Source organism: Variovorax sp., assembly GCF_035634955.1.
Classification (GTDB): Bacteria; Pseudomonadota; Gammaproteobacteria; order Burkholderiales; family Burkholderiaceae_C; genus Variovorax.
Genome location: NZ_DASQBZ010000015.1, coordinates 245,376 through 266,851 on the forward strand (window position 1 = coordinate 245,376; position 21,476 = coordinate 266,851).

Below are 21,476 nucleotides of genomic sequence, written 5' to 3' on the forward strand. Positions count from 1 at the left end.
TTCGGGGAAAAAGGGGCCGAGTTTGCGGCCCCGGCCTGCGTCAGCCGACGCGGACGCGCGGCGACAGGGCGGCGTCGATCAGCAGGCCCAGCGCCGAATAGATCAGCGAACCCAGCAGCGCCGCGCCGAACCCGTTCACGTGGAACCCGCCCAGCAGGCCGGAGGCGGACCAGAACATGAGGGCGTTGATGACGAACAGGAACAGCCCGAGCGTGACGATGGTGACCGGCAGCGTCAACACCACCAGCACCGGACGGACCACGGCATTGAGCAGGCCGATCACGGCCGCGGCGATCAGCGCCGCGCCGAAGTTGACCACCTGCACGCCGCTGAAGACGTAGCCCACCGCCAGCAGCGCGACCGCGCTGAGCAGCCATTTGAGGACGATTCTCATCGACGCAGGATAGCACCGGCCCGCGCTCGGTGGGCCGCGTGCGCGGGGGCTACTCGCCCAGTTCGGTCGCCAGCACCAGCAGCGCGCCGAGTCCGGCGGCCGCGCCTGGCAGGGCCCAGCGCGACTGGGGCGTGGGCGGATGCTCCGGTGCCACCGGCTCGAGTGCGACCCCGGCCTTGGGGCGCCGTGCATCGATCACCTGCGCTGCGGCGCCGTGGACCAGGCGCAGCTGGCGCGTGGTCTCGAGCAGCGGACGCGTAGCCAGCTGCGCCGTCACTTCGCTGCCGCCCTGGGCCAGCACGGGCTCGAGCTGTTCCATCGTCTTGGCGAACCACTTGGCGCGCCAGTTCTCGCGGGCGCTGTGGCTCACCCACTTGCTGATGCGATGCGTCATGCGCGGCGCGCAGGCGACCACGATCCAGTGCACCGGTGCCGGCGCCGCATCGGCCTGGCGCTCGGACAGCCATTGACACGCGTGGGCCGCGTCGTCAACGTACAGGATGGTGTTTTCCATGGGGCACTCCTTGTAGGGCTCGTCATTGCCGTGGACCGGCCTGCCGGCTTTCTCGTCGTGAATCATCTGTTGCTCAGGCCGCAGACGTGTTCTTCTCGACGGCCTTGCGCGCCTTGCTGCGCGTGGCCAGCCAGGCCAGGCCCAACACCAGCACGATACACACGGCCTCGAGGCCGTAGCGCAGCATTTCGGCAGGGTTTTCCTTGGTGCCGAAGATGTTCGACAGGACGGGCTCGCTCACGATCATCTTGGCGGCGGTGTAGGCCAGCACTGCAGCGCCGATGTACATGATGGCCGGGAAGCGGTCCACCATCTTGAGCACCAGGCGGCTGCCGAACACCACGATGGGCACGCTGATCAGCAGGCCGATCACGACCAGGTCGAACGAGCCGTGTGCGGCGCCGGCCACGCCCAGGACGTTGTCGATGCCCATCAGCGCGTCCGCCACGATGATGGTCTTCATCGCGCCCCAGAAGGTCGTGACGGCGACGCCGTGTTCGTCATGGTTCTCCTGGTTGGCCACCAGCTTGTAGGCGATCCACAGCAGGCCCAGGCCGCCGACCAGCAGCAGGCCCGGGATCTTGAGCAGCCAGACCACGCCGATCGTCATGACCGAACGCACCACGATCGCGCCCACCGTCCCCCAGACGATGGCTTTCTTTTGCAGATGCTTGGGCAGGCTGCGGGCAGCCAGTGCGATCACGATCGCGTTGTCGCCGGCCAGGACCAGGTCGATGAGAATGATGGCAGCCAGGGCCGACCACCAGGAGGTGCTGAGGAATTCCATTTGCAGGGCGCTCCGTTTGTTATGTCAGGATTTCGATGCATCCTGCAAACGATCCGGGCGGAGTGTGCTGCCCACCAGCCCCGGCAGGCGGGGCCGCGGGGCAATGGACAACGCTTCGACCGAACCGGACGCAGGTTCAGATCGAAGGTCTTGCTCGGCAAACGTTTGACGTACACCCGACGGGCCGGAAGCATTGCTTCGTATTGACGACCCGGTCGACATCCGGCGCGTGGGCGACGGACAGGAGCTACTCCCCTTCTGGCGCCGATTAGAGCATCGCTCGACCTTGGCGGCAACCGGGGCAATGACGCGCTTCAAAACAAAAGGCTCGCGAACCTGCGATGGTTGAAGGACTCTTTGCTATTGTTTTGGTAGCAAACATGTCCTTCAATTGCCAAGGGGCTTGGCGCGTCTATGATTCGCGCCCGTCCCGCATCCCCGTTTCCATGGCTGGCATTCACATCACCGACATCGAGGCAGCCATCAACTATTGGCGCGAACGCAGTCCTTCGCCCGACGGCGTCACGCTGGCGCCCGCAACGCGCGCGCTGGCCGAGGTGTATGCGCTCATGGTGTTCCACCACGAGGACGAGGTGGACGAGTTCGGCTTCCCGCCCAAGGCCTGGGAGGCCTGGGAGGCCTGGTACCACACCACCCCGGACACGCCCTGCATCGCCATCTGCTCCACCAGCCAGGGCGACGACACCTGCAAGGGCTGCGGCCGCAGCTTCGACGAGGTGCAGCACTGGCCCGCCATGTCGCCGGCCGAGAAGCGCGTCACCTGGCGCCGCATCACCATGGAAGACACGGCCTGGCGCTTCAACCGCTATGCCGAGCGGGCCCGCGAATCCGACCGGGTCGCGAACGAATCGGCGGGCGACGTCGCCGCGCCGGCGGACTGACGGCAACCAGGGCCAGGACATGCGCCGCCTCGCCCAAGCGCCCAACCTGGCCATTGCCACGCTGTGGGCGCACGCACTGCGCGAGGACGGCATCGACGCGCTGGTGCAGCGCGAGTTTCTGGCCGCGGCCGCCGGCGAACTGCCGCCCGACCAGTGCCTGCCCGAGGTCTGGGTGGCCGATGACGGGCAGTGGGAGCTTGCCGGCCGGCTTCTGGACGCATTGCGCGACCGCCCGCAGCGGCGCTGGCATTGCCAGGGCTGCGGCGAGCTGGTCGAAGGCGGCTTCGAGCAGTGCTGGCGCTGCGGCGCCATGATGGGCTAGGGCCGGGCGCCCGAGGGCGGCACCCGCTGGCCTATTTCCAGCGCTGCAGTTCGAGCTCGACGCTGCGCGCGCCGTCGCCGAACATCAGTTGGCCTTCCTGAACCGTCGCCTGCAACTGCATGCTGCGCTGGGCCAGCGCGGCCAGGGCCTGGGCGCCAGCGGCGGGGACCCGCCACACCTGCAGGTTCGACAGGCGCGAAACCCGCCCCTCGATGCCGCGCCACCAGACCTCGGCCGAGTGCCCGTAGGGGTAGATCAGCACTTCGTCGGCCTTGCCGCAGGCGCGCGCCAGCGCCTTGTCTTCCGATTGGCCGACTTCGACCCACAGGCGGGTCTGGCCGGTGAAGTCGCGCAGGTAGACGTCCGGATCGTCCGGCGCCGACAGTCCGGCGCCGAAGGCGAGGGTGCCGTCGCCGTTGCACGCGGTCTGCAGCTTGTGGGCATTGAGAGCGAGCGCGGCCAGCCGGATCATCATGCGCTCGTCGGTCTCGCTCGGATGGCGCGCCAGGGTCAGTGCGTGGTCGGCGTAGTAGCCGTGGTCGATGTCGGCCACGGCCACGCTGGCCTTGTAGATGGTGGCCTTCAGCGCCATGAGGCATGCCTCCGCGGCGCGGCGCCGGCCGCGCGGTCGGCGCGCCTCACAGCCTGCGCGCCAGTTCGGCTGCCTTGCCGATGTAGCTGCCGGGAGTCATGGCCAGCAGCCGATCCTTTTCATCCTGCGGCACCGGCAGGCCGTTAATCAGCGCATGCAGCGCCTCGGCCGACACGGTCTTGCCGCGTGTCGCTTCCTTGAGCTGCTCGTAGGCGCCCTGGACGCCGTAGCGGCGCATCACGGTCTGGATCGGCTCGGCCAGCACTTCCCAGGATGCATCCAGGTCGGCGGCGAGCCTTTCCTCGTTGAGCTCGAGCTTGGACAGCCCGGTGGCCAGGCTGGCGTAGGCCAGCGTGGCATAGCCGAAGGCCACGCCCAGGTTGCGCAGCACGGTGGAGTCGGTCAGGTCGCGCTGCCAGCGGCTGATCGGCAGCTTCTCGCTCAGGTGGCGCAGCAGGGCGTTCGACAGGCCCAGGTTGCCCTCGGCGTTCTCGAAGTCGATCGGGTTGACCTTGTGCGGCATCGTGCTCGAGCCGATCTCGCCTTTCTTCAGGCGCTGCTTGAAGTAGCCCAGGCTGATGTAGCCCCAGACGTCGCGCGCGAAGTCGACCAGGATGGTGTTGGCGCGCGCCAGCGCGTCGAACAGCTCGGCCATGTAGTCGTGGGGCTCGATCTGGGTGCTGTAGGGCTGGAAGGTCAGGCCCAGGCCCAGCGGTGTCGGCGTCTCGACCACCTTGGCGCTGAAGGCCTCCCAGTCGAAATCCGGCCAGGCCGACAAGTGCGCGTTGTAGTTGCCCACGGCGCCGTTCATCTTGCCGAGCAGTTGCACGCCGGCGATCTTCTCGCGCGCCTTCGACAGGCGAACCGCCACGTTGGCGATTTCCTTGCCCACCGTGGTCGGGCTGGCGGTCTGGCCGTGGGTGCGCGCCAGCATCGGTACGGCGGCGAAGTCGTGCGCCATGGTGCGCAGCGTGCCCAGCAGGCCGTCCAGCGCGGGCAGGATCACGTTCTCGCGCGCAGCCTTGATCTGCAGGGCGTGGCTGGTGTTGTTGATGTCTTCGCTGGTGCAGGCGAAATGCACGAACTCGGCGGCCGATTCCAGCTCGGGCCTGGCCTCGAACTTGGACTTGATCCAGTACTCCACGGCCTTGACGTCGTGGTTGGTGGTCTTCTCGATCTCCTTGATGGCGCGCGCGTCGGCCTCGGAGAAGTTGGCGACCAGGCCCATCAGGTACTTGCGGGCGCCGCCGGTCAGCGGCTTGAATTCGGCGAAGCCGGCGTCGGACAGGGCGATGAACCAGGCCACCTCCACCTGGACTCGACGATGCATATAGCCCTGTTCGCTCATCAGGGGACGCAGGGCTGCCAGCTTGCTGGCATAGCGCCCGTCCAGTGGGGACAGGGCGGAAACGGTGGACAGACTCATGCCACAATTTTAAGCGGCGCTTGAGAGTCGGTCGTTACCCCTAGAATCCGCAGGCCGCCGACCCCCCGTACCCCCAAGTCGAACCCACGAAAAGAATCCCTGCCCGCAAATGAAGTTGATCGGATCCACTGCCAGTCCTTACGTCCGCAAGGTCCGCGTCGTCATGGCCGAAAAGCGCCTGGACTATCAGTTCGTCCAGGAGAACGTCTGGGCTGACGACACCGCCATCGGCGAGTCCAATCCGCTGGGCAAGGTGCCATGCCTGGTCATGGAAGGCAGCGAGGCCATGTTCGACTCGCGCGTCATCGTCGAATACCTGGACACCCTGTCGCCGGTCGGCAAGCTCATCCCGGCGCCCGGCCGCGAGCGCGCCGAGGTCAAGACCTGGGAAGCCCTGGCGGACGGCGTGATGGACGCGGGCGTGCTCTGGCGCATGGAAGCCACCTGGCCCAAGCGCGCCGACGGCGAGCGCAGCCAGGCGTGGATGGACCGCCAGCGGGGCAAGGTCGTGGCCGGCATCGCGGCGATGGCCAAGGGCCTGGGCGACAAGCCGTACTGCAGCGGCATCCACCTGAGCCTGTCGGACATCGCGGTCGGCTGTGCGCTGGGTTGGGTCGGCTACCGGTTCCCGGAGGTCGACTGGCAAGGGGATCACCCCAACCTGGCGCGCCTCTACGACAAGCTGATGCAGCGGCCCAGCTTCGCGGACACGCAGCCCGCCTGAGCGACCCGTCCGCCGGCAAGAAAAAAAGCGCCCTGGAGGGCGCTTTTTCTTTGGCACCGCGCCGAGCGGCGCACCGGAAGAATAAAAACACTGCGAGGCGCCCAAAGGCGAAGGAGGGAGGGAGGGAGGAGGAGAAGAGTCGCCTCAGGATTTCAGCCGGGCGGAACCCGGAAGGCCTCGCAGTGGGAAAACACGGCACGACCGCTCTAGCGCATCGTGCATTGAGTATGAGGCTGCGATCTTTTGACGGTTCCGGATGCGGTGGTAAGCGTTTGCTACCAAAGTGTCTCAAAGCGCCGTACCCCCGCGCGGTGGCGAATTACCCGGCGGCAAGGCCGGCTCTCGAGCCGTGGTGCGGATCAACCCGGCTGCTGGGCGAGGAGCCGTTCGATGGTGGCCGTGAAGGCCTTGTCCTGCGGCTCGGTTCGGCTCGGGTAGGCGCCCACCAGCTTGCCTTCGCGGTCCACCAGGTATTTGTAGAAGTTCCACTCGGGCGCCTGGCCGCTTTGTGCCGCCAGATCCTTGAAAAGCGCGTTCGCCTGTGGTCCGCGGACCGACGACTTGGTGAACATCGGGAACTTTACGCCGAAGGTGTTCTCGCAGAACTCTGCCACTTCCTTGTTGCTGCCGGTTTCCTGGGAAAAGTCGTTCGACGGGAAACCCAGCACGACCAACCCGCGGCCCTTGTAGCGCGCGTAGAGGTCCTCCAGCCCCCGGTATTGCCTGGTAAAGCCGCAGAAGCTCGCGGTGTTGACCACCAGCACCACCTTGCCGGCGTACTGGCACAGAGGCTGTGGCTTTTCGTCCTGCAGGCGATCGAAGGTGTGCCGAAGCAAGGTGGGGCAGCCCGCCCCGGCAGGAGCAACGCCGGAGGCAGGCGCGGCCGGGACGCCCTGGGCACCGGCCATGCCGGACAATGCGCCGGCCAGGAGGGTCAGGAACGCGAGAAGACAAGTAGGCAGGAGTCGGGCATTCATGTTCGTCACCTGTGATGGCGGGTGCCGTAGTGGCGCGGTCTGCCATCATCGCGCGCCTGCGGAGGAGCCGCAAAGCACGCGGCAGATAAAATCTGGAAGGTCAACGAAAGACTGTCATGCTGTATCCCGAACTATTCCGACAACTCGAATCCGTCCGCTGGGACATGGATCGGGACATTCCGTGGCAGTCATTCGACGCCTCCCGCCTGACCGAAGAGCAGGCCAAGACGATCAAGATGAACGCCATCACCGAGTGGGCGGCATTGCCGGCCACCGAGATGTTCCTGCGCGACAACCGCCACGACAGCGACTTCTCCGCGTTCATGTCCATCTGGTTCTTCGAGGAGCAGAAGCACTCGCTGGTGCTCATGGAATACCTCAAGCGCTTCAGCCCGCAGCATGCGCCCACGGAGCAGGAATTGCACGAAGTGCGGTTCGACTTCGACCCGGCGCCGCCGCTCGAGACGCTGATGCTGCACTTTTGCGGCGAGATCCGCCTGAATCATTGGTACCGCCGCGCCGCGGAATGGCACACCGAGCCGGTCATCAAGCACATCTACACCACGCTCAGCCAGGACGAGGCGCGCCACGGCGGCGCCTACCTGCGCTACATGCGCCGCGCGCTGGAGAAGTTCGGCGACGAGGCGCGCGCGGCGTTCGCCAAGGTCGGCGTGCTGATGGCCAGTGCCCGCCGCACGGCGCAGGCGCTGCATCCGACCAACCTGCACGTCAGCAAGGCGCTGTTCCCCAATGACACCGTGCAAAGCCGCATGCCCGACCCCGACTGGCTCGAGCACTGGCTGGACAAGCAGATCAACTTCGATGCCACCTGGGAGACCAAGGTCGGCACGCGCATCCTGCACAACCTGAGCCTGCTGCTCGACCGCAGCTTCAAGTCGGTGCAGGAACTCAACCGCTACCGCAAGGAAGTGGTGGCGACGCTCGGGCCCCAGCCGGGCTACCAGGGCGCCTGAGCGCCGCGCTCGGCCGGCGCTGCCGCCGGCCCGACTGCGCAACCGGTCAGCGTCGCTGCACGATGATCGGCGATCCACCCAACTGAAGACGCCACCGCGCCTGCGCCTGCACGGCGTCGGCGCGCGAGGTGTGCGGCCCGGACTGGAGCCGGAACAACCCGCCGTCCTCGTACACCTGCAACTGGCCGACCGGCCTGGCGGTGTCGCGCTCGATCCGCTCCTGCATGGCCACCGCGCCGTCGCGCGCGCGGAAAGCCCCCAACTGCACCCAGTAGCTCTCGGCAGTGCCCGGCGGCGTGGCGTTGTCCGCGGCAGGGGCTGCGGCTGCGCCAGGCGCCGCGTCGCCGACGGACGGGGTTGCCGGGGGCGTCATGGGCGTCATGGGCGGCAAGGGGCTGACGTCCAGGTGCCGTGCCGGTGCAGGCGGCGGCGTGATCGCAGGTGCGAGCGGAGAAGCTGGCGAGGGCGAGGGCGAGGGCGAGGGCGAGGGCGAGGGAGTGAGCGACGGCGCGGCGGGCGGCTCGGGCGCCGTCGAAGCGGCCGCGGGCGCAGGGACGGGCGCGGTCGGCCCGTTCGCCGCGGACAGGTCGCTGCCTGTTGCCGCCACGGGCACCGCCATGGCCGCCGGCACCACGACGGCGCGGCTGGCCGCTGTGCTGGGGGCATAGCCCGGCGAGGCGTCCGCGCTGGCCAGCTGAACGGCGTCGTCCCGCCGCCAGGCGCCGGTGCGGATGTCTTCGTTGGTGAGCCGCTCGATCTCGACCGGCGCCACGCCGGCCAGCAGGCCCAGCCGCGCGGCGGCGGCGTAGCTCAGGTCGATGATGCGGCCGTCGACGAAAGGGCCGCGATCGTTGACGCGCACGATCGCCTCGCGCCCGTTCGCCGGATTGCGCACGCGCACATAGCTCGGCAGCGGAAGCGTCTTGTGCGCGGCGGTCATGGAATACATGTCGTAGGACTCGCCACTGGCCGTCTGCCGGGCGTGAAAGCCGGTGCCGTACCAGGACGCCAGGCCGCGCTCCTGGAACGGGCGGTCGTCGGTCATGGGCACGTAGCGCCGGCCCAGGACGGTGTAGGGCTTGGCGGTGCCGCCGCTGCTCCGGATGGGCTCGACCTGCGGCTGCGCATCCGGCAACTGCGACAGGTTGGACGGCGGCGAGGCCGGGGCGCCATCGCTGCGCGGGCCGCTGGCGCAGCCGGCCAGCAATGCGCCGATGGTCAGTGCCGCCGCCCCGGCGAGGCGGGTGCCGGGCGAGCCGGGCAGCAGGGGTGACGCGCGCTCAGCCAAATACCGCCTTCCACAAGGCGAGCATCGCCTGCTGTTCGTTGGCCAGCGCGCTCATGGGCAGCTGGGTCGAGGCTTCGTCCAGGCGCAGCCGATGCTGCTCGCGACGCAGCGCGCGATAGGCGGCGGCGGCCCGCTCGCCCACGCCCGGCGGCAGCAGGCCGGCCTGCTCGGCGCGCTGGAGCAGCGCGATGTTGCCCACGTTGGGGATCAGCTCGGGATGCGCGGCCGATTGCGAAAGCACCAGGAACTGCACCGCGAACTCGCCGTCGACCATGCCGCCGGGGCTGTGCTTGACGTCGAAATGCCCGTCCTTGACCGGCCGCGCGGCGCGCACCTTCTCGCGCATGGCGACGATCTCGGCCTTGAGCGCGGCGACGTCGCGTGGCGCGGTGATGACGGCTTCGCGAACGCGGTCGAACCGCTCGGCCAGCGCCGGCCCGCCGAGCACGAAGCGTGCGCGCGTCATGGCCTGGTGTTCCCAGGTCCAGGCGGTATTGCTGCCGCGGCCGAGCTGGTATTTCTCGTAGGCCTCGAAGCTGGTGGTCAGCAGGCCCGAGTTGCCGTTGGGCCGCAAGGCGGTGTCGATCTCGAACAGGTCGCCCTCGCGCAGCTTCACCGTCAGCCAGTTGATGAGCTTGCGCACGTAGCTGGCGTAGACCTCCGGGGCGCGCTCGTCGTCGTCGTCGTAGACGAAGACGATGTCCAGGTCGCTGCCGTAGCCCAGCTCCTTTCCGCCCAGCTTGCCGTAACCGATGATGGCGAACTGCGGCCGCTCCCGGTGGCGGTTGCGCACATGGTCCCAGCACCAGTCGGAGGTGACCCGCAGCACGGCGTCGGCCAGTGCGCTGAGGTCGTCGGCCACCTGCTCGACCGTGATGCGGCCCTCGACGTCGCGCGCCAGCGTGCGGAACACCTCGGCGTGGTGCGCGCGGCGCAGGATGTTGAGCAGCGACTCCTCGTCGTCCTCACCCGTCCTGCGCAGCGCGGCGCGGCGCTGCCCCAGCTCGGCCTCGAATTCCTCGGCGTTGAAGCGCCCCGACAGCATCGCGTCGCTGGCCAGCTCGTCGATCACGCCGGGATGCAGCATCAGGTAGCGTGCCGGCCACTTGGCCGCGCCGAGGATGCGCAGCAGGCGCTCCTGCACCGCCGGGCGTTCCACCAGCAGCGCCAGGTAGCTCTCGCGCCGGAACAGCGGCTCGAGCCAGTCGGCCCAGCGCAGCGCGGCGTCCACGTGGTTGCGGGTCTGTCCGTCGCCATCGCCGTCCGGCTCGCTGCCCAGCCACAGTCCGGTGCGACGCACCAGAAGCCGCAGCTGCGCTTGCGCCTGTTCCCGCATGGCGGTCACGCGCGGGTTGCCGCACCATTGGCGGACACGGTCGGAGAAGGCGCGCGGCAGGTCGGGAAGCAGTTCTTCCAGCTCCTGCGGCGTGGGCGCCGCGGGCTTTGCGCTGCAGCGGTTGCCGTTGCATTGGCCGTTGCGGGCTTCGGCGCCGCCGAGCAGGCGGTCGAATTCCTGGGCCACCAGTTCGCGGTGGGTGTCGAGCTGTCCGAGGAAGTCGCAGCAGTCGACGTAGCCCATGCTGGCGGCGATCCAGTGCTGGTCTTCGTCGCTGACCGGCAGCATGTGCGTCTGCTGGTCGTCCAGGTACTGGATGCGGTGCTCCACCCGACGCAGGAAGACGTAGGCCGCGGCGAGCGCCTCGGCCGTGGCTTGCGGCATCAGGCCGGCGGCGGCCAGGCGCTGCAGCGCGTCGAGCGTGGGGCGGGTGCGCAGTTCCGGGAACTGGCCGCCGCGCACCACCTGCAGCAGCTGCACGGTGAACTCGATCTCGCGGATGCCGCCGCGCGACAGCTTCACGTCGTTGGCACGTTCGGGCCGGCCGGCGCTGCGGCGCGTGGCCTGCTCGCGGATCTGGCGGTGCAGCGTCCGCAGCGACTCGAACACGCTGTAGTCGAGGTAGCGTCGGAACACGAAGGGCAGCACCACGGCGCGCAAGGCCTGCGCCGAGCCGTCCGCGATGACGCGGCGCGGCGCAACCACGCGGCTCTTTAGCCAGGCGAAGCGCTCCCATTCGCGGCCCTGGACCTGGAAGTATTCCTCGAGCGCGTCGAGCGACACCACGGGCGGCCCGGAGTTGCCGTTGGGCCGTAGCGCCAGGTCGACGCGGAACACCAGGCCGTGCTCGGTCAGGTCGCCCACCAGCGCATAGACGCGCTTTACCATCGCGGCGAAGTATTCCTGGTTGGACACGCGGTTCATGCCATGGGCATTGCCCGCGGTCTCGCCCGGCAGGTCGTAGACGTAGATCAGGTCGATGTCGCTGGACACGTTGAGTTCGCGCGCGCCCAGCTTGCCCATGCCGATCACCCACAGCTGCGCGCGCCGGCCGTCTTCGCCGGTGGGTGCGCCGTGGATGTCGTCGAGCTCGCGTTCGGCCTCCAGGCAGGCGACGTCCAGCGCGAACTCGGCCAGCTGCGTGACGGCGCGGGTCACGACGGCGAGATCGGCCTGCCGGTCGCAGTCGAGCGTGACCAGCCGCTCCATGACGAGCTGGCGGACGATGCGCAGGCTATCGCCGACGCCGTGGCCCCGCTCGCGCAGCGCGGCATAGGCCTGGTCCATGTGCGGATGTTCCGGTTCGCCGGGCGGCAGCAGTGCCAGTTCGTCGGCGTAACGGCGGCGCAGGCGCTGGACGAATCGGGAATAGGACGACAGGGGCGGCGGCGCCCTGCGCGATCCGGATTCGGTGGAACCCGCGGGGGCGCTGCCAGTCATAATTCCTTGCACCGCGCCCTCTTCAATGAATGTCACAGCGTCTCCCCCTTCACGTTGGCTCAAGATCACCGCGGTAGTGGCGCGCTGGGCGCTGGGCCTCGTGGCGGCGGCATGGCTCTTGTTCGCAGCAGTGGTGGTTGTCCTACACGGCTGGATTGTGCCGCGAATCGGCGAATACCGTGGGGCACTGGAGGCACAAGCCACACGCTCCATCGGGGTGCCCGTGCGCATCGGCGCCGTCAGCGCCCATTCCGAGGGCTGGCGCGGCATCTTCCTGCCGACCATCGAACTGCGCGACGTCGTGCTGCACGACGCGCAACAGCGCGAAGCGCTGCGCCTGCCGCGCGTGTCGGCCACGGTGTCTGCGCGCTCGCTCTGGCGGCTGGGCTTCGAGCGCCTGTACATCGAGCGCCCCGCCATGGAAGTGCGCATGGACGCTCAATCTCGCCTGCACGTGGCCGGCCTGTCGGTGGACGGGGCGGGGGCGAGCGCCTCGGGCGGCTCGCGGGCGGCGGACTGGTTCTTCTCGCAGCGCGACCTGCTCATCGAAGGCGGCACCGTGCGCTGGATCGACGAGCGCCGCAATGCCCCGCCCCTGTTGCTGACCGACGTGCGCCTGGCCGCCCGCAACGGCGGGCGCGTCCACGAACTGGCGCTCGATGCCACGCCGCCTGAAGGCTGGGGCCGCCGGTTCACGTTGCGCGCGGACATGCGCCAGCCGCTGCTGTCCACGCACAGCGGCAAATGGCAGACCTGGGACGGACAGGTCTTCGCCGATCTGCCGCAGATCGACGTCAGCCGCATCGGCCGCTATGTCGCGCTGGACGAGAAGGTCCGCGAGGCGCGCGGCGCGCTTCGCGGCTGGGGCGACGTGCGCGATGGGCGCCTGGTGGGCGCCACCGTCGACCTCGGACTGGAAGGCGTCGACGCCACGCTGGTGCCGGGGCTCGCGCCGCTGGTGCTCAAGTCGACCAGCGGGCGGGTGGCGTACAAGGACGTCGACGGCACCTTCGAGCTGTCCACCACCGGGCTGGCGTTCGAGACCGACGACGGCGTTCGCTGGCCGGGCGGCAACCTCTGGCTGCAGTTGGCGCAGCCGCGCGGACGCAGCGCGGCGCGCGGGGCGGTCCGCGCGGATCGGCTCGACCTGCGCATGCTCGGCCAGCTCGCCGACCGCCTGCCCCTGGGCGAGGCCGTGCACCGCGCGCTCGGCGCCCGTGCGCCGGCCGGCCTGGTCGAGCGGGTCGAGGGCGACTGGGACGGTCCGATCGAGGCGCCGCGGCGCTACCAGCTGCGCGGCCGCGTCAGCGGCATGGCGCTGGCGGCCGAGCCGGCGGCGCAGGCCGGCCACGCCGGGCGGCCCGGACTGGAAGGCGCGACGGTGGAATTCGAGGCGACGCAGGCCGGCGGCACGGCCAGCATCGCCATGCAGCAGGGCGCGCTGGAGTTTCCGGGCGTGTTCGACGAGGCGCGCATCCCGATCGACTCGCTGTCCGCGCGCACGCAATGGAAGGTCGACGGCGACAACATCCAGGTGCAGGTGAACAACCTTCGCTTTGCCAATGCCGATGCGCAGGGCGAAGCCCGCCTGAGCTGGCGCACCAGCGATCCCGCAACCTCGTCCGGCCACGACCGCTTCCCCGGCGTGCTGGACCTCGAAGGGCGCCTGGGCCGGGCCGACGGCACGCGCGTGTGGCGCTACCTGCCGCAGCACATTCCGCTGCATGCGCGCGAATACGTGCGCGACTCGGTGACCGCCGGACGCGCCAGCGAGGTCACCTTCCGGGTGCGCGGCGATCTGTGGGACATGCCCTTCACCGAACCGGCCAAGGGCGAGTTCCGCATTGCCGCCAAGGTCTCCGACGTGACCTTTGCCTATGTTCCGCCGACCGTCTCGCGCGACCCGGCCAACAGGGAGAGCGTCGCCGCACTGGCCTGGCCTGCGCTGACGGACGCCAGCGCCGAGCTGGTCTTCGAGCGTGCCGGCATGCGGGTGAACAACGTGCGCGGGCGCCTGGCCGGCGCCAACGGCATCGAACTGGCCCGGGGCGAGGCCGGCATTGCCGACATGTCGGTCGAAGCGCCCCTGCTGCACGTCGATGCGCAGGCCGCCGGCCCGCTGGCCGAGGCGCTGCGTGTGGCAGTGCCGCTGGCCGGGCCGGCGAAGGACTACGTGGCCAAGGTGCGCGCCACCGGCCGTGCCGAGTTCAAGCTGCAGCTGGACATGCCGCTCGAGGACATGGAGAAGACCAAGGTCCAGGCCAGCGTCGGCCTGGCCGACAACGAGCTGCAACTGGCGCCCGACCTGCCCACGCTGTCGCAGACGCGCGGCACCGTGCACTTCACCGAGGGCGGCTTCAACCTGGCCGGCCTGCGTGCCCGGCTGGCCGGCGGAGACATGCGGCTGGACGGCAAGGGCCGCTACGGCGCCAAGAACCAGGACATGGCCTTCAAGATGCAGGGCGATCTCGACGCCGACGGCCTGCGCGCACAACAGTCGGCCGCCTGGCTGGCCATCCTGGGGCGGCGCATGCGCGGCAGCACGCCGTACCAGGCCGATTTCAGCCTGCGCGACGGCCAGACCGAATTCTCGTTCTCGAGCAGCCTGCAGGGGCTGGAGCTGCAACTGCCCGCGCCGCTGTCCAAGCCGGCCGGGCAGGCCATGGCGCTGCGGGTGGAAAAGAAGCTGCTGCCGCGCGGGGCGGCCCAGGGCGGCGTGCTGCCGCCGCAGCAGGACCGCATCAGCATCAGCCTCGGCAGCACGGCGTCGGCGCATTGGCTGCGCGACCTCGGCAGCGGCCAGCCGAAGGTGGTCAACGGCGGCATCGTGCTGGGGCAGGGCGCGGCCGACGCCACGGTGGCGCCCGCGGCCGGCGTGCTGGCGCGGCTGCAACTCGAGAGCTTCGACATCAGCGCCTGGCAGGCACTGTTCCGCGCCCCGGCGAAGGCAGGAGGCGAGCCGGCAAGCGGGCCGGACGAGGACGCGCTGCCCTATCTGCCGAACGTCCTCGCCGTACGCGCGCGCGAACTGCGCCTGGCCGGCCACAGCCTTCATAACGTGGTGCTGGGCGGCAGCCGCGAGGGAACGCTGTGGCGCACCAACATCGACGCCGACGAGCTCAGCGGCTATCTCGAATACGGGCATGCGCAGGCCGGGCGGGTGCTGGCGCGGCTGGCGCGCCTGCGCATTGCGCGTACGGAGGCAGGCGAGGTCGAGTCGTTGCTCGACGAGCGCACCCTCACGCTGCCGGCGCTGGACATCGTGGTGGACGACTTCGAGCTTTATGGCCGCAAGCTCGGCCGCGCCGAAGTCCAGGCGGTCAACATCGGCGGCGCGCGGCGCGAATGGCGGCTCGACCGCCTGCGCCTGACCGTGCCCGAGGGCGCCTTCAACGCCCAGGGCAGCTGGGCCACGCCGGAAGGCGGCTCGGCCGGCGACGATCGCCGCACGACCATGGATTTCCAGCTCGACATCAAGGACGCCGGCGCCCTGCTCGGGCGCCTGGGCATGAAGGACGTGCTGCGCCGCGGCGACGGCCGGCTCTCCGGCAAGGTGGGGTGGAGCGGCTCGCCCTTTTCCATCGACTACCCGAGCATGGACGGCAGGCTGCATGTCGACGTGCAGAAGGGCCAGTTCCTCAAGGCCGAGCCCGGCATCGCCAAGCTCCTGGGCGTGTTGAGCCTGCAGGCGCTGCCGCGCCGCCTGACGCTGGACTTCCGCGACATCTTCAGCCAGGGCTTCGCCTTCGACTTCATTCGTGGTGATGCCGACGTGTCGCAGGGCGTGGCCAGCACCAACAACCTTCAGATGAAGGGCGTCAATGCGGCGGTGGTGATGGACGGTTCGGCCGACATCAGCCGCGAGACCCAGGACCTGCGCGTGGTGGTCGTGCCGGAGATCACCGCCGGCACCGCCGCGCTGGTGGCCACCGCGATCAATCCCGCCATCGGCCTGGCCACCTTCCTGGCGCAACTGGCGCTGAGCAAGCCGCTGTCGATGGCCGCCACGCAGGAGTTCGACATCGAAGGCACCTGGGACGACCCGAAGATCACCAAGGTGCAGCGCGCGCCGCCGGTCAAGTCCGGCGGCGAGACACCGTCGCAGGACAGGCCCTGAAGGAGCAGACCGACCATGAAAGTAGCAGCCATCCAGATGGTCTCGGCCGTCGCCCGCGAAGCCAACCTGGCGCGCGCCCACCAATTGCTGCGGCAGGCCGCGGAAGCGGGCGCCGAACTCGCCGTGCTGCCCGAGTACTTCTGCACCATGGGCCTGCGCGACACCGACAAGCTGCGGCTGCGCGAGGCGCCGGGCGGCGGCATGGTGCAGGGCTTCCTGGCCGATGCCGCGCGCGAGTTCGGCATGTGGATCGTGGGCGGCACCCTGCCGCTGGAGAGCCCGGAAGAAGACCACGTGCTCAACACCTCGCTGGCCTACGCGCCGACCGGCGAGTGCGTGGCCCGCTACGACAAGATCCACCTGTTCTACTTCGCCAGCGGCGACGAGCACTACGACGAGCGCCGGGTCATCACGCCGGGCAGCCGGCCTGTGGTGTTCGACCTGCCGTCCCGCGACGGCCACCGCTGGCGGGTCGGCATGAGCGTGTGCTACGACCTGCGCTTTCCCGAGCTGTATCGTGCGCTCAGCCGCGCCGGTGCCGAGCTGCTGCTGGTGCCCAGCGCGTTCACCCACACCACCGGCTCGGCGCACTGGGAGGTGCTGCTGCGCGCCCGCGCCATCGAGAACCTGGCCTGGGTGGTCGCGCCCGCACAGGGCGGCCAGCACGAGAACGGCCGCCGCACATGGGGCCAGTCGCTGGTGGCCGATCCGTGGGGCACCGTGCTGGACCAGCAGGCGACGGGCGAAGGCGTGGTGCTGTGCGAGCTGGACATCGGGCTGCTGGAACAGGCCCGCACGCGCCTGCCGGCGCTGACGCATCGCGTGCTGTAAGGCATTCGCCGCGCTGCTTCCCGCTGCCTCCATGTCCGCTGCGACCGCTCCCGACAACGTTCCGCCGACCGCCCTGTGGCAGCGCGCCGGCGCGGCCTATCGCCGGGTGCGCGCGGTCTGGCAGCGTTGGTTCCTGTGGGCCCTGCTGGCGCTGCTGGTGATGGTGCTGGTGACCACCGTGGTCTGGTTGGCCGGCCGGCACGAGGTGCAGCAGGTGCAGGAGGCGCTGGACCGCGACGCCGCCGATGCCGCCGTCGACCTGCGCAGCGGCCTGCAGCGCAATGCCCAGAGCCTGCGTGCGCTGCGGGTCGATGCCGATCCGATGCATTGGAACGACGACGCGCGCGAGTTGCTGCGCACCCACCGCGAATGGCTGCGCATCCAGTGGCTCGACGCCCGCATGGCCGTGCGCGAGAGCGCGTTCACGCCCTATCGCATGCCGGTGTTCGACAGCGACACCCGCGCGGCCGGTCGCGGCGACGTCAGCCAGGCCTGCGCCAACGCGCGCAAGGACGGAACGCCCACGTACGTGCCGAGCCGGTTCGTCATGATGGCCAACGGTGGCGGGCTGGAGGTCGTGCAGATCTGCCTGGCGCTCGACGGCGGCGGCTACATGCTGGCGGCCTACAGCCTGCGCGACACCCTGACCGAACTGGTGGCACCCTCGTTGCGGCGCGGGCAGGAGGTGTCGCTGGTCGAGCCCGACGGCACCCGGCTGGCAGTGGTCGGCGCTCCGCGGCGCAGCGGCACGCGGGTCTTCACCGCCTTGCAGCCCATCGACCTGCAGGGCATGCGCCTGGGCCTGCGCATCGACGGCTGGCGCGCCGCGCCCGACCTTTTCCCCAACCTGCTCACCGGGCTGGTGACGTTCATCTCGATCGCGCTGGTGTCGGTGCTGATCCTGCTGGCGCGCGACACGCGCCGGCGGCTCAAGGCCGAGCGCGACCTGGCCGACTCCCTGGCCTTTCGCAAGGCCATGGAAGACTCGGTGGTGACAGGCCTGCGCGCACGCGACCTGCAGGGCCGCATCACCTACGTGAACCCGGCCTTCTGCGACATGGTCGGCTTCGACGCCGAGGAGCTGATCGGCCAGCATGGGCAGCTGCCCTATTGGCCCACTGAGCTGGCCGAGGAGTACGAGAAGCGCCAGGCCGTGCGCCTGGCCGGCGCGCCGCCGCCGCGCGAGGGCTTCGAGTCGGTGTTCATGCGCAAGGACGGCACGCGTTTTCCCGTGCTGATCTTCGAGGCGCCGCTGATCAGTGCGGACCGCGTTCAGACCGGCTGGATGAGCGCCTTCGTCGACCTCAGCGAACAGCGCCGCGTCGAAGAGCTGTCGCGCGCATCACAGGAGCGTCTGCAGGCCAGCGCCCGCCTGGCCACGGTCGGCGAGATGGCATCGCTGCTGAGCCACGAACTGACGCAACCGCTGGCTGCCATCTCCAGCTACGCCAACGGCTCGCTCAACCTGCTCGAGCCGGGCGCCGGCCCCGGTCAGGCCGCCGACGACCTGCGCCTGGCGCTGGCCCGCATTGCCGACCAGGCCACTCGCGCGGGCCGCGTGATCCGCAGCGTGCACGACTTCGTGCGCCGGCGCGAAGGGGCGCGCGAGGCCGTTGCGCCGTCGGATCTCATCGATGCCGTCCTGCCCCTGGTCCAGCTGCAGGCGCGCAAGCTGGGCGTGCGCATCGAACTGCGCGTGGCGCCCGGCCTGCCGCCAGTGCTGTGCGACCGGACGCTGGTCGAGCAGGTGCTTCTGAACCTGGCCCGCAACGGCATGCAGGCCATGGATGCGCCGGGCATCGTGCGGCGCGAGTTGAGCCTGCGCGCGGTGCTGCTCCAGGGCGGCCGGGCAGAGGGCCGGCGCTGGATCGAGTTTGCCGTGGCCGACATCGGCGCGGGCATCGACGACCAGGTCGCGCAGCGCCTGTTCACCCCCTTCTTCACCACCCGCGGCGACGGCATGGGCCTGGGCCTGAGCCTGTGCCGCACCGTCGTCGAGCAGCACGGCGGCGCGCTCATCCACGAGCCCAACAAGCCGCGTGGCACCGTCTTTCGATTCACTCTCGCGGCGGCGGGCATCTCGCCGCCGCCTTTCTGACCATGCAACCCCTGATCGATGGCCTGATCTTCATCGTCGATGACGACGCCAGCGTGCGCGAGGCGCTCGCCTGGCTGCTGCGCTCGCGTCGCCTGCACAGCGAGCACTTCTCCGGCGCCGAATCCTTCGAGGAGCGCCTGGCGGCCGAGGAGAACCCGGCCGCACCCCCGCAGCCCCGCTGCCTGCTGCTGGACGTACGCATGCCCGAGACCAGCGGGCTGGTGCTGTTCGAACGCCTGCGCGAGCGTGGGTGGCTCGACGCCATGCCGGTGATCTTCCTGACCGGCCACGCCGACGTGCCGACGGCCGTGGACATGGTCAAGCTGGGTGCGTTCGACTTCTGCGAGAAGCCTTTTTCCGACAATGCGCTGGTCGACCGGATCGAGCAGGCGCTGGGCGAATCGGCGCGTGCCATCGCCGCCCAGGCCGAGCGTCGCGTCATCGCGGCGCGGCTGGCCGAACTGACCGATCGCGAACGCCGGGTGGCGCAGCTGGTCATCGAGGGGCTGCCCAACAAGCTGATCGCCGACCAACTGTCGATCAGCGTGCGAACGGTCGAGGTGCACCGCGCGCGCGTATTCGAAAAGATGGAGGTCAAGTCGGCCGTGGAACTGGCCAACCTGTTGCGCGGGATGCCACGGGCAGCCTGACAGCTACCCGTGGTGGGAATGAGCGTGGCGCTCAGCCGCGGGCTGCCGGCGCGCGCTCGCCGGTGAAGATCTCGACGCGGCGGTTCTGTGCCCGGCCGGCCGCGGAGTTGTTGTCCGCCACCGGTTCGCGCGAGCCTCGCCCGTCGATGCGGATGGCCGCTGCCGGCACGCCGCGCGAGACGAGGTAGTCGCGCGTGCTGGCGGCGCGCTGGATCGACAGCGGGTCGTTGATCGCGTCGGTGCCGGTGTTGTCGGTGTGGCCGATGATGCGCACTTCGGCGTTCGGGTTGTTGCGCAGCCCCGTGGCGAACTGGTCGAGGATCGGCGCGAAGTTCGACTTGATGTTGGCCTTGCCGGTGTCGAACGACACGTCGCTCGGGATGTTCAGCTTGAGCTCGTTGTTGGCCGTTTGCGTGACCGCCACGCCGGTGCCTTGCGTGGCCTGCTCCATCTGTTGCTTCTGATTCTCCATGCGCTGGGACCACAGGTAGCCGCCGGCCGCGCCTGCCAGCGCACCGATGGCCGCGCCGGCGCCGATCGCGCCGCGGTCGCCGCCGGTCATCGAGCCGATGGCCGCGCCGGCCAATGCGCCGGCGCCGGCACCGATGCCGGTCGTCTTCTGGGTGTCGCTCATGTTGGCGCAGCCGCTGGCGAGGATGCCGGTGGCTGCGACGCAAAGAATCAGTCTCTTCATTGGATGCCCTTCCTGGGAATGAGGTTGGCGGCCATTATGCGAAGGTCGGGCACGCCGGGCGTGTCAGCCAAAGTCAACGCTTGGTGCCGGGCTCGTCGTCGGCATCGTCCGGCCCGTTGTCCTTGCGTCCCGAGAACATGGTCCACCAGACAATCAACACCAGCACCGCGAGGGCGGCCAGGGCTTCCAGCAAAATCAGACCCATGAAAAGTGGACTCCGTGCGCTCGTTGGGAGCGTGATCCTAGCAACCCTGGCTGCGTGCAGTACCGGGCCGCGCCGCTCGCTCGAGGGGCCGCCGACGCCGCCGGCGGCCCGCCCCGAAGCGCCGTTGCCCCCGCTGACCGGCTCGCTGGCCCATCCCAAGAGCCGATGGGTGCCCGCGCCCTGGAGCGAACTGCCGGGCTTTTCCGAGGATGCGCTGAACGAGGCCTGGGTCGCCCTCATCGCCAATTGCGCGCGCCCGAATGCCGCCATCGCGCCGCTGTGCGGCGAGATGCGCCAGCTCTCGCTGGCCGACGAGGCACAGCAGCGCGAATGGATGATGCAGCGGCTGCAGCCCTACCGTGTCGAATCGATGTCCGGGCAGGCCAGCGGCAAGCTCACCAGCTATTACGAGCCCATCTTCGACGGCGCGCGGCGTCCCGACGCGACGCACACCGTTCCGATCTACGCGCCGCCGGCCGGACTGGCGCAGGGCCGTCCCTGGTTCACGCGCCAGCAGATCGACACGGTGGCACAGGCGCAAGCGGCACTGCGCGGGCGCGAACTCGTCTGGCTGGCCGATCCGATCGATGCGCTGATGCTGCACATCCAGGGGTCCGGGCGCGTGCGGCTGACCGAGCCGAATGGCGTGCAGCGCGTGGTGCGCCTGGCCTTCGCCGGGTCGAACGAACAGCCGTATCGCAGCGTCAATCAATGGCTGCTCAGCCAGGGCGTCACGCGCATCACGCCGTGGCCCGACGCAACCAAGTCCTGGGCGGCGGCCAATCCCGATCGCCTGCAGCAACTGCTCTGGAGCAATCCGCGCTACATCTTCTTCCGCGAGGAGCCGATGAGCGAGGTGGATGCCGCTTTCGGGCCGCGCGGGGCGCAGGGCGTGCCGCTGACTGCCGGGCGGTCGATCGCGGTCGACCGCGACAGCATTCCCTACGGCACGCCGGTGTGGCTGGCCTCCAGCGGGCCTGCGGTCCAGCTGAACCGCCTGGTCGTGGCGCAGGACACCGGCAGCGCCATCGTCGGCGCGGTGCGGGCGGATTTCTTCGCCGGCACCGGGCCGGAAGCCGGACGGCTGGCGTCCGCGGTCGACCAGCCGTTGCGGCTGTGGGTGCTGTGGCCGCGCGCCGAGCGGCAAGCTTCGCAACCCTGAAGCCGTCACGCCGGGCGTGAAGCCCGGTGTCATCGATCCTTCA

Annotated in this window: 19 protein-coding genes; 9 read left to right on the forward strand and 10 right to left on the reverse strand. The window is 69.7% G+C overall.

Annotated features, from left to right (window positions below):
• Positions 1–40: 40 nt before the first annotated feature.
• From VES41_RS06065 to VES41_RS06075, 3 genes are all read right to left on the reverse strand, one after another.
• Complete coding sequence (locus VES41_RS06065) at positions 41–394, reverse strand: phage holin family protein (protein WP_324814275.1); 354 nt, start codon at positions 392–394, stop codon at positions 41–43.
• 49 nt (positions 395–443) lie between these two features.
• Positions 444–908: a hypothetical protein gene (locus VES41_RS06070; protein WP_324814277.1), complete on the reverse strand. Its 465-nt coding sequence runs from the start codon at positions 906–908 to the stop codon at positions 444–446.
• A 73-nt stretch (positions 909–981) separates the two neighbouring features.
• The gene (locus VES41_RS06075) at positions 982–1,695 is read right to left on the reverse strand and encodes a TerC family protein (protein WP_324814280.1); all 714 of its coding nucleotides are present in this window, start codon (positions 1,693–1,695) and stop codon (positions 982–984) included.
• 446 nt (positions 1,696–2,141) lie between these two features.
• On the opposite strand from VES41_RS06075, the gene VES41_RS06080 reads away from it, so the two are divergent.
• Together VES41_RS06080 and VES41_RS06085 are read left to right on the forward strand one after the other, a co-directional pair.
• Complete coding sequence (locus VES41_RS06080) at positions 2,142–2,597, forward strand: DUF3717 domain-containing protein (protein ID WP_324814282.1); 456 nt, start codon at positions 2,142–2,144, stop codon at positions 2,595–2,597.
• A gap of 19 nt (positions 2,598–2,616) precedes the next feature.
• Positions 2,617–2,919, forward strand: a complete 303-nt coding sequence (locus VES41_RS06085) for a putative signal transducing protein (RefSeq protein WP_324814285.1) — start codon at positions 2,617–2,619, stop codon at positions 2,917–2,919.
• Positions 2,920–2,950: 31 nt separating this feature from the next.
• Here the strand turns inward: VES41_RS06085 and VES41_RS06090 are convergent, their stop codons facing one another.
• Positions 2,951–3,511 carry a YaeQ family protein gene (locus VES41_RS06090; RefSeq protein ID WP_324814287.1) on the reverse strand — a complete coding sequence of 187 codons (561 nt, stop codon included), beginning with the start codon at positions 3,509–3,511 and terminating at the stop codon, positions 2,951–2,953.
• Positions 3,512–3,557: 46 nt separating this feature from the next.
• A complete protein-coding gene (gene purB / locus VES41_RS06095) occupies positions 3,558–4,937 on the reverse strand; it encodes an adenylosuccinate lyase (protein WP_324814290.1) in 1,380 nt (459 codons plus the stop codon).
• Positions 4,938–5,046: 109 nt separating this feature from the next.
• Between purB and VES41_RS06100 the strand changes: the two genes are divergently transcribed.
• Positions 5,047–5,661, forward strand: a complete 615-nt coding sequence (locus tag VES41_RS06100) for a glutathione S-transferase N-terminal domain-containing protein (protein WP_324814292.1) — start codon at positions 5,047–5,049, stop codon at positions 5,659–5,661.
• Between the two features lie 359 nt (positions 5,662–6,020).
• Here the strand turns inward: VES41_RS06100 and VES41_RS06105 are convergent, their stop codons facing one another.
• The gene (locus VES41_RS06105; protein WP_414719045.1) at positions 6,021–6,638 is read right to left on the reverse strand and encodes a glutathione peroxidase; all 618 of its coding nucleotides are present in this window, start codon (positions 6,636–6,638) and stop codon (positions 6,021–6,023) included.
• Positions 6,639–6,754: 116 nt separating this feature from the next.
• Between VES41_RS06105 and VES41_RS06110 the strand changes: the two genes are divergently transcribed.
• Positions 6,755–7,612: a ferritin-like domain-containing protein gene (locus VES41_RS06110; protein ID WP_324814295.1), complete on the forward strand. Its 858-nt coding sequence runs from the start codon at positions 6,755–6,757 to the stop codon at positions 7,610–7,612.
• Between the two features lie 46 nt (positions 7,613–7,658).
• On the opposite strand, the gene VES41_RS06115 is transcribed toward VES41_RS06110, so the two are convergent.
• On the reverse strand, positions 7,659–8,900 hold the full coding sequence (locus VES41_RS06115) for a septal ring lytic transglycosylase RlpA family protein (protein ID WP_324814297.1): 1,242 nt from the start codon (positions 8,898–8,900) through the stop codon (positions 7,659–7,661).
• Positions 8,893–11,676: a bifunctional [glutamate--ammonia ligase]-adenylyl-L-tyrosine phosphorylase/[glutamate--ammonia-ligase] adenylyltransferase gene (glnE, locus tag VES41_RS06120; RefSeq protein WP_324815003.1), complete on the reverse strand. Its 2,784-nt coding sequence runs from the start codon at positions 11,674–11,676 to the stop codon at positions 8,893–8,895. The genes VES41_RS06115 and glnE overlap by 8 nt, the downstream gene beginning before the upstream one ends.
• A gap of 25 nt (positions 11,677–11,701) precedes the next feature.
• On the opposite strand from glnE, the gene VES41_RS06125 reads away from it, so the two are divergent.
• Genes VES41_RS06125 through VES41_RS06140 form a run of 4 tightly spaced genes read left to right on the forward strand, consistent with a single transcriptional unit; the run spans position 11,702 to position 19,372 of the window.
• Complete coding sequence (locus tag VES41_RS06125) at positions 11,702–15,793, forward strand: YhdP family protein (RefSeq protein ID WP_324814300.1); 4,092 nt, start codon at positions 11,702–11,704, stop codon at positions 15,791–15,793.
• A 15-nt stretch (positions 15,794–15,808) separates the two neighbouring features.
• On the forward strand, positions 15,809–16,624 hold the full coding sequence (locus VES41_RS06130) for a carbon-nitrogen hydrolase family protein (protein ID WP_324814303.1): 816 nt from the start codon (positions 15,809–15,811) through the stop codon (positions 16,622–16,624).
• A 31-nt stretch (positions 16,625–16,655) separates the two neighbouring features.
• Positions 16,656–18,722, forward strand: coding sequence for a PAS domain S-box protein (locus VES41_RS06135; protein ID WP_324814306.1), 2,067 nt, complete (start codon positions 16,656–16,658; stop codon positions 18,720–18,722).
• Between the two features lie 2 nt (positions 18,723–18,724).
• Positions 18,725–19,372: a response regulator transcription factor gene (locus VES41_RS06140; RefSeq protein ID WP_324814309.1), complete on the forward strand. Its 648-nt coding sequence runs from the start codon at positions 18,725–18,727 to the stop codon at positions 19,370–19,372.
• Between the two features lie 31 nt (positions 19,373–19,403).
• Here the strand turns inward: VES41_RS06140 and VES41_RS06145 are convergent, their stop codons facing one another.
• Positions 19,404–20,066, reverse strand: a complete 663-nt coding sequence (locus tag VES41_RS06145; protein ID WP_324814312.1) for an OmpA family protein — start codon at positions 20,064–20,066, stop codon at positions 19,404–19,406.
• A gap of 73 nt (positions 20,067–20,139) precedes the next feature.
• Positions 20,140–20,271, reverse strand: coding sequence for a hypothetical protein (locus VES41_RS06150; RefSeq protein WP_324814314.1), 132 nt, complete (start codon positions 20,269–20,271; stop codon positions 20,140–20,142).
• Between VES41_RS06150 and VES41_RS06155 the strand changes: the two genes are divergently transcribed.
• Positions 20,270–21,433, forward strand: coding sequence for a murein transglycosylase A (locus VES41_RS06155; protein WP_324814316.1), 1,164 nt, complete (start codon positions 20,270–20,272; stop codon positions 21,431–21,433). The two genes, VES41_RS06150 and VES41_RS06155, sit on opposite strands and share 2 nt — an antisense overlap.
• The last annotated feature ends 43 nt before the right edge of the window (positions 21,434–21,476 follow it).

Bases quoted from the DNA above. Each gene is read 5' to 3' on its own strand.
- VES41_RS06065 (WP_324814275.1), bottom strand. From the start codon at position 394: ATGAGAATCGTCCTCAAATGGCTGCTCAGCGCGGTCGCGCTGCTGGCG.
- VES41_RS06070 (WP_324814277.1), bottom strand. From the start codon at position 908: ATGGAAAACACCATCCTGTACGTTGACGACGCGGCCCACGCGTGTCAA.
- VES41_RS06075 (WP_324814280.1), bottom strand. From the start codon at position 1,695: ATGGAATTCCTCAGCACCTCCTGGTGGTCGGCCCTGGCTGCCATCATT.
- VES41_RS06080 (WP_324814282.1), top strand. From the start codon at position 2,142: ATGGCTGGCATTCACATCACCGACATCGAGGCAGCCATCAACTATTGG.
- VES41_RS06085 (WP_324814285.1), top strand. From the start codon at position 2,617: ATGCGCCGCCTCGCCCAAGCGCCCAACCTGGCCATTGCCACGCTGTGG.
- VES41_RS06090 (WP_324814287.1), bottom strand. From the start codon at position 3,511: ATGGCGCTGAAGGCCACCATCTACAAGGCCAGCGTGGCCGTGGCCGAC.
- purB (WP_324814290.1), bottom strand. From the start codon at position 4,937: ATGAGTCTGTCCACCGTTTCCGCCCTGTCCCCACTGGACGGGCGCTAT.
- VES41_RS06100 (WP_324814292.1), top strand. From the start codon at position 5,047: ATGAAGTTGATCGGATCCACTGCCAGTCCTTACGTCCGCAAGGTCCGC.
- VES41_RS06105 (WP_414719045.1), bottom strand. From the start codon at position 6,638: ATGAATGCCCGACTCCTGCCTACTTGTCTTCTCGCGTTCCTGACCCTC.
- VES41_RS06110 (WP_324814295.1), top strand. From the start codon at position 6,755: ATGCTGTATCCCGAACTATTCCGACAACTCGAATCCGTCCGCTGGGAC.
- glnE (WP_324815003.1), bottom strand. From the start codon at position 11,676: ATGACTGGCAGCGCCCCCGCGGGTTCCACCGAATCCGGATCGCGCAGG.
- VES41_RS06125 (WP_324814300.1), top strand. From the start codon at position 11,702: ATGAATGTCACAGCGTCTCCCCCTTCACGTTGGCTCAAGATCACCGCG.
- VES41_RS06130 (WP_324814303.1), top strand. From the start codon at position 15,809: ATGAAAGTAGCAGCCATCCAGATGGTCTCGGCCGTCGCCCGCGAAGCC.
- VES41_RS06135 (WP_324814306.1), top strand. From the start codon at position 16,656: ATGTCCGCTGCGACCGCTCCCGACAACGTTCCGCCGACCGCCCTGTGG.
- VES41_RS06140 (WP_324814309.1), top strand. From the start codon at position 18,725: ATGCAACCCCTGATCGATGGCCTGATCTTCATCGTCGATGACGACGCC.
- VES41_RS06145 (WP_324814312.1), bottom strand. From the start codon at position 20,066: ATGAAGAGACTGATTCTTTGCGTCGCAGCCACCGGCATCCTCGCCAGC.
- VES41_RS06155 (WP_324814316.1), top strand. From the start codon at position 20,270: ATGAAAAGTGGACTCCGTGCGCTCGTTGGGAGCGTGATCCTAGCAACC.
- VES41_RS06150 (WP_324814314.1), bottom strand. From the start codon at position 20,271: ATGGGTCTGATTTTGCTGGAAGCCCTGGCCGCCCTCGCGGTGCTGGTG.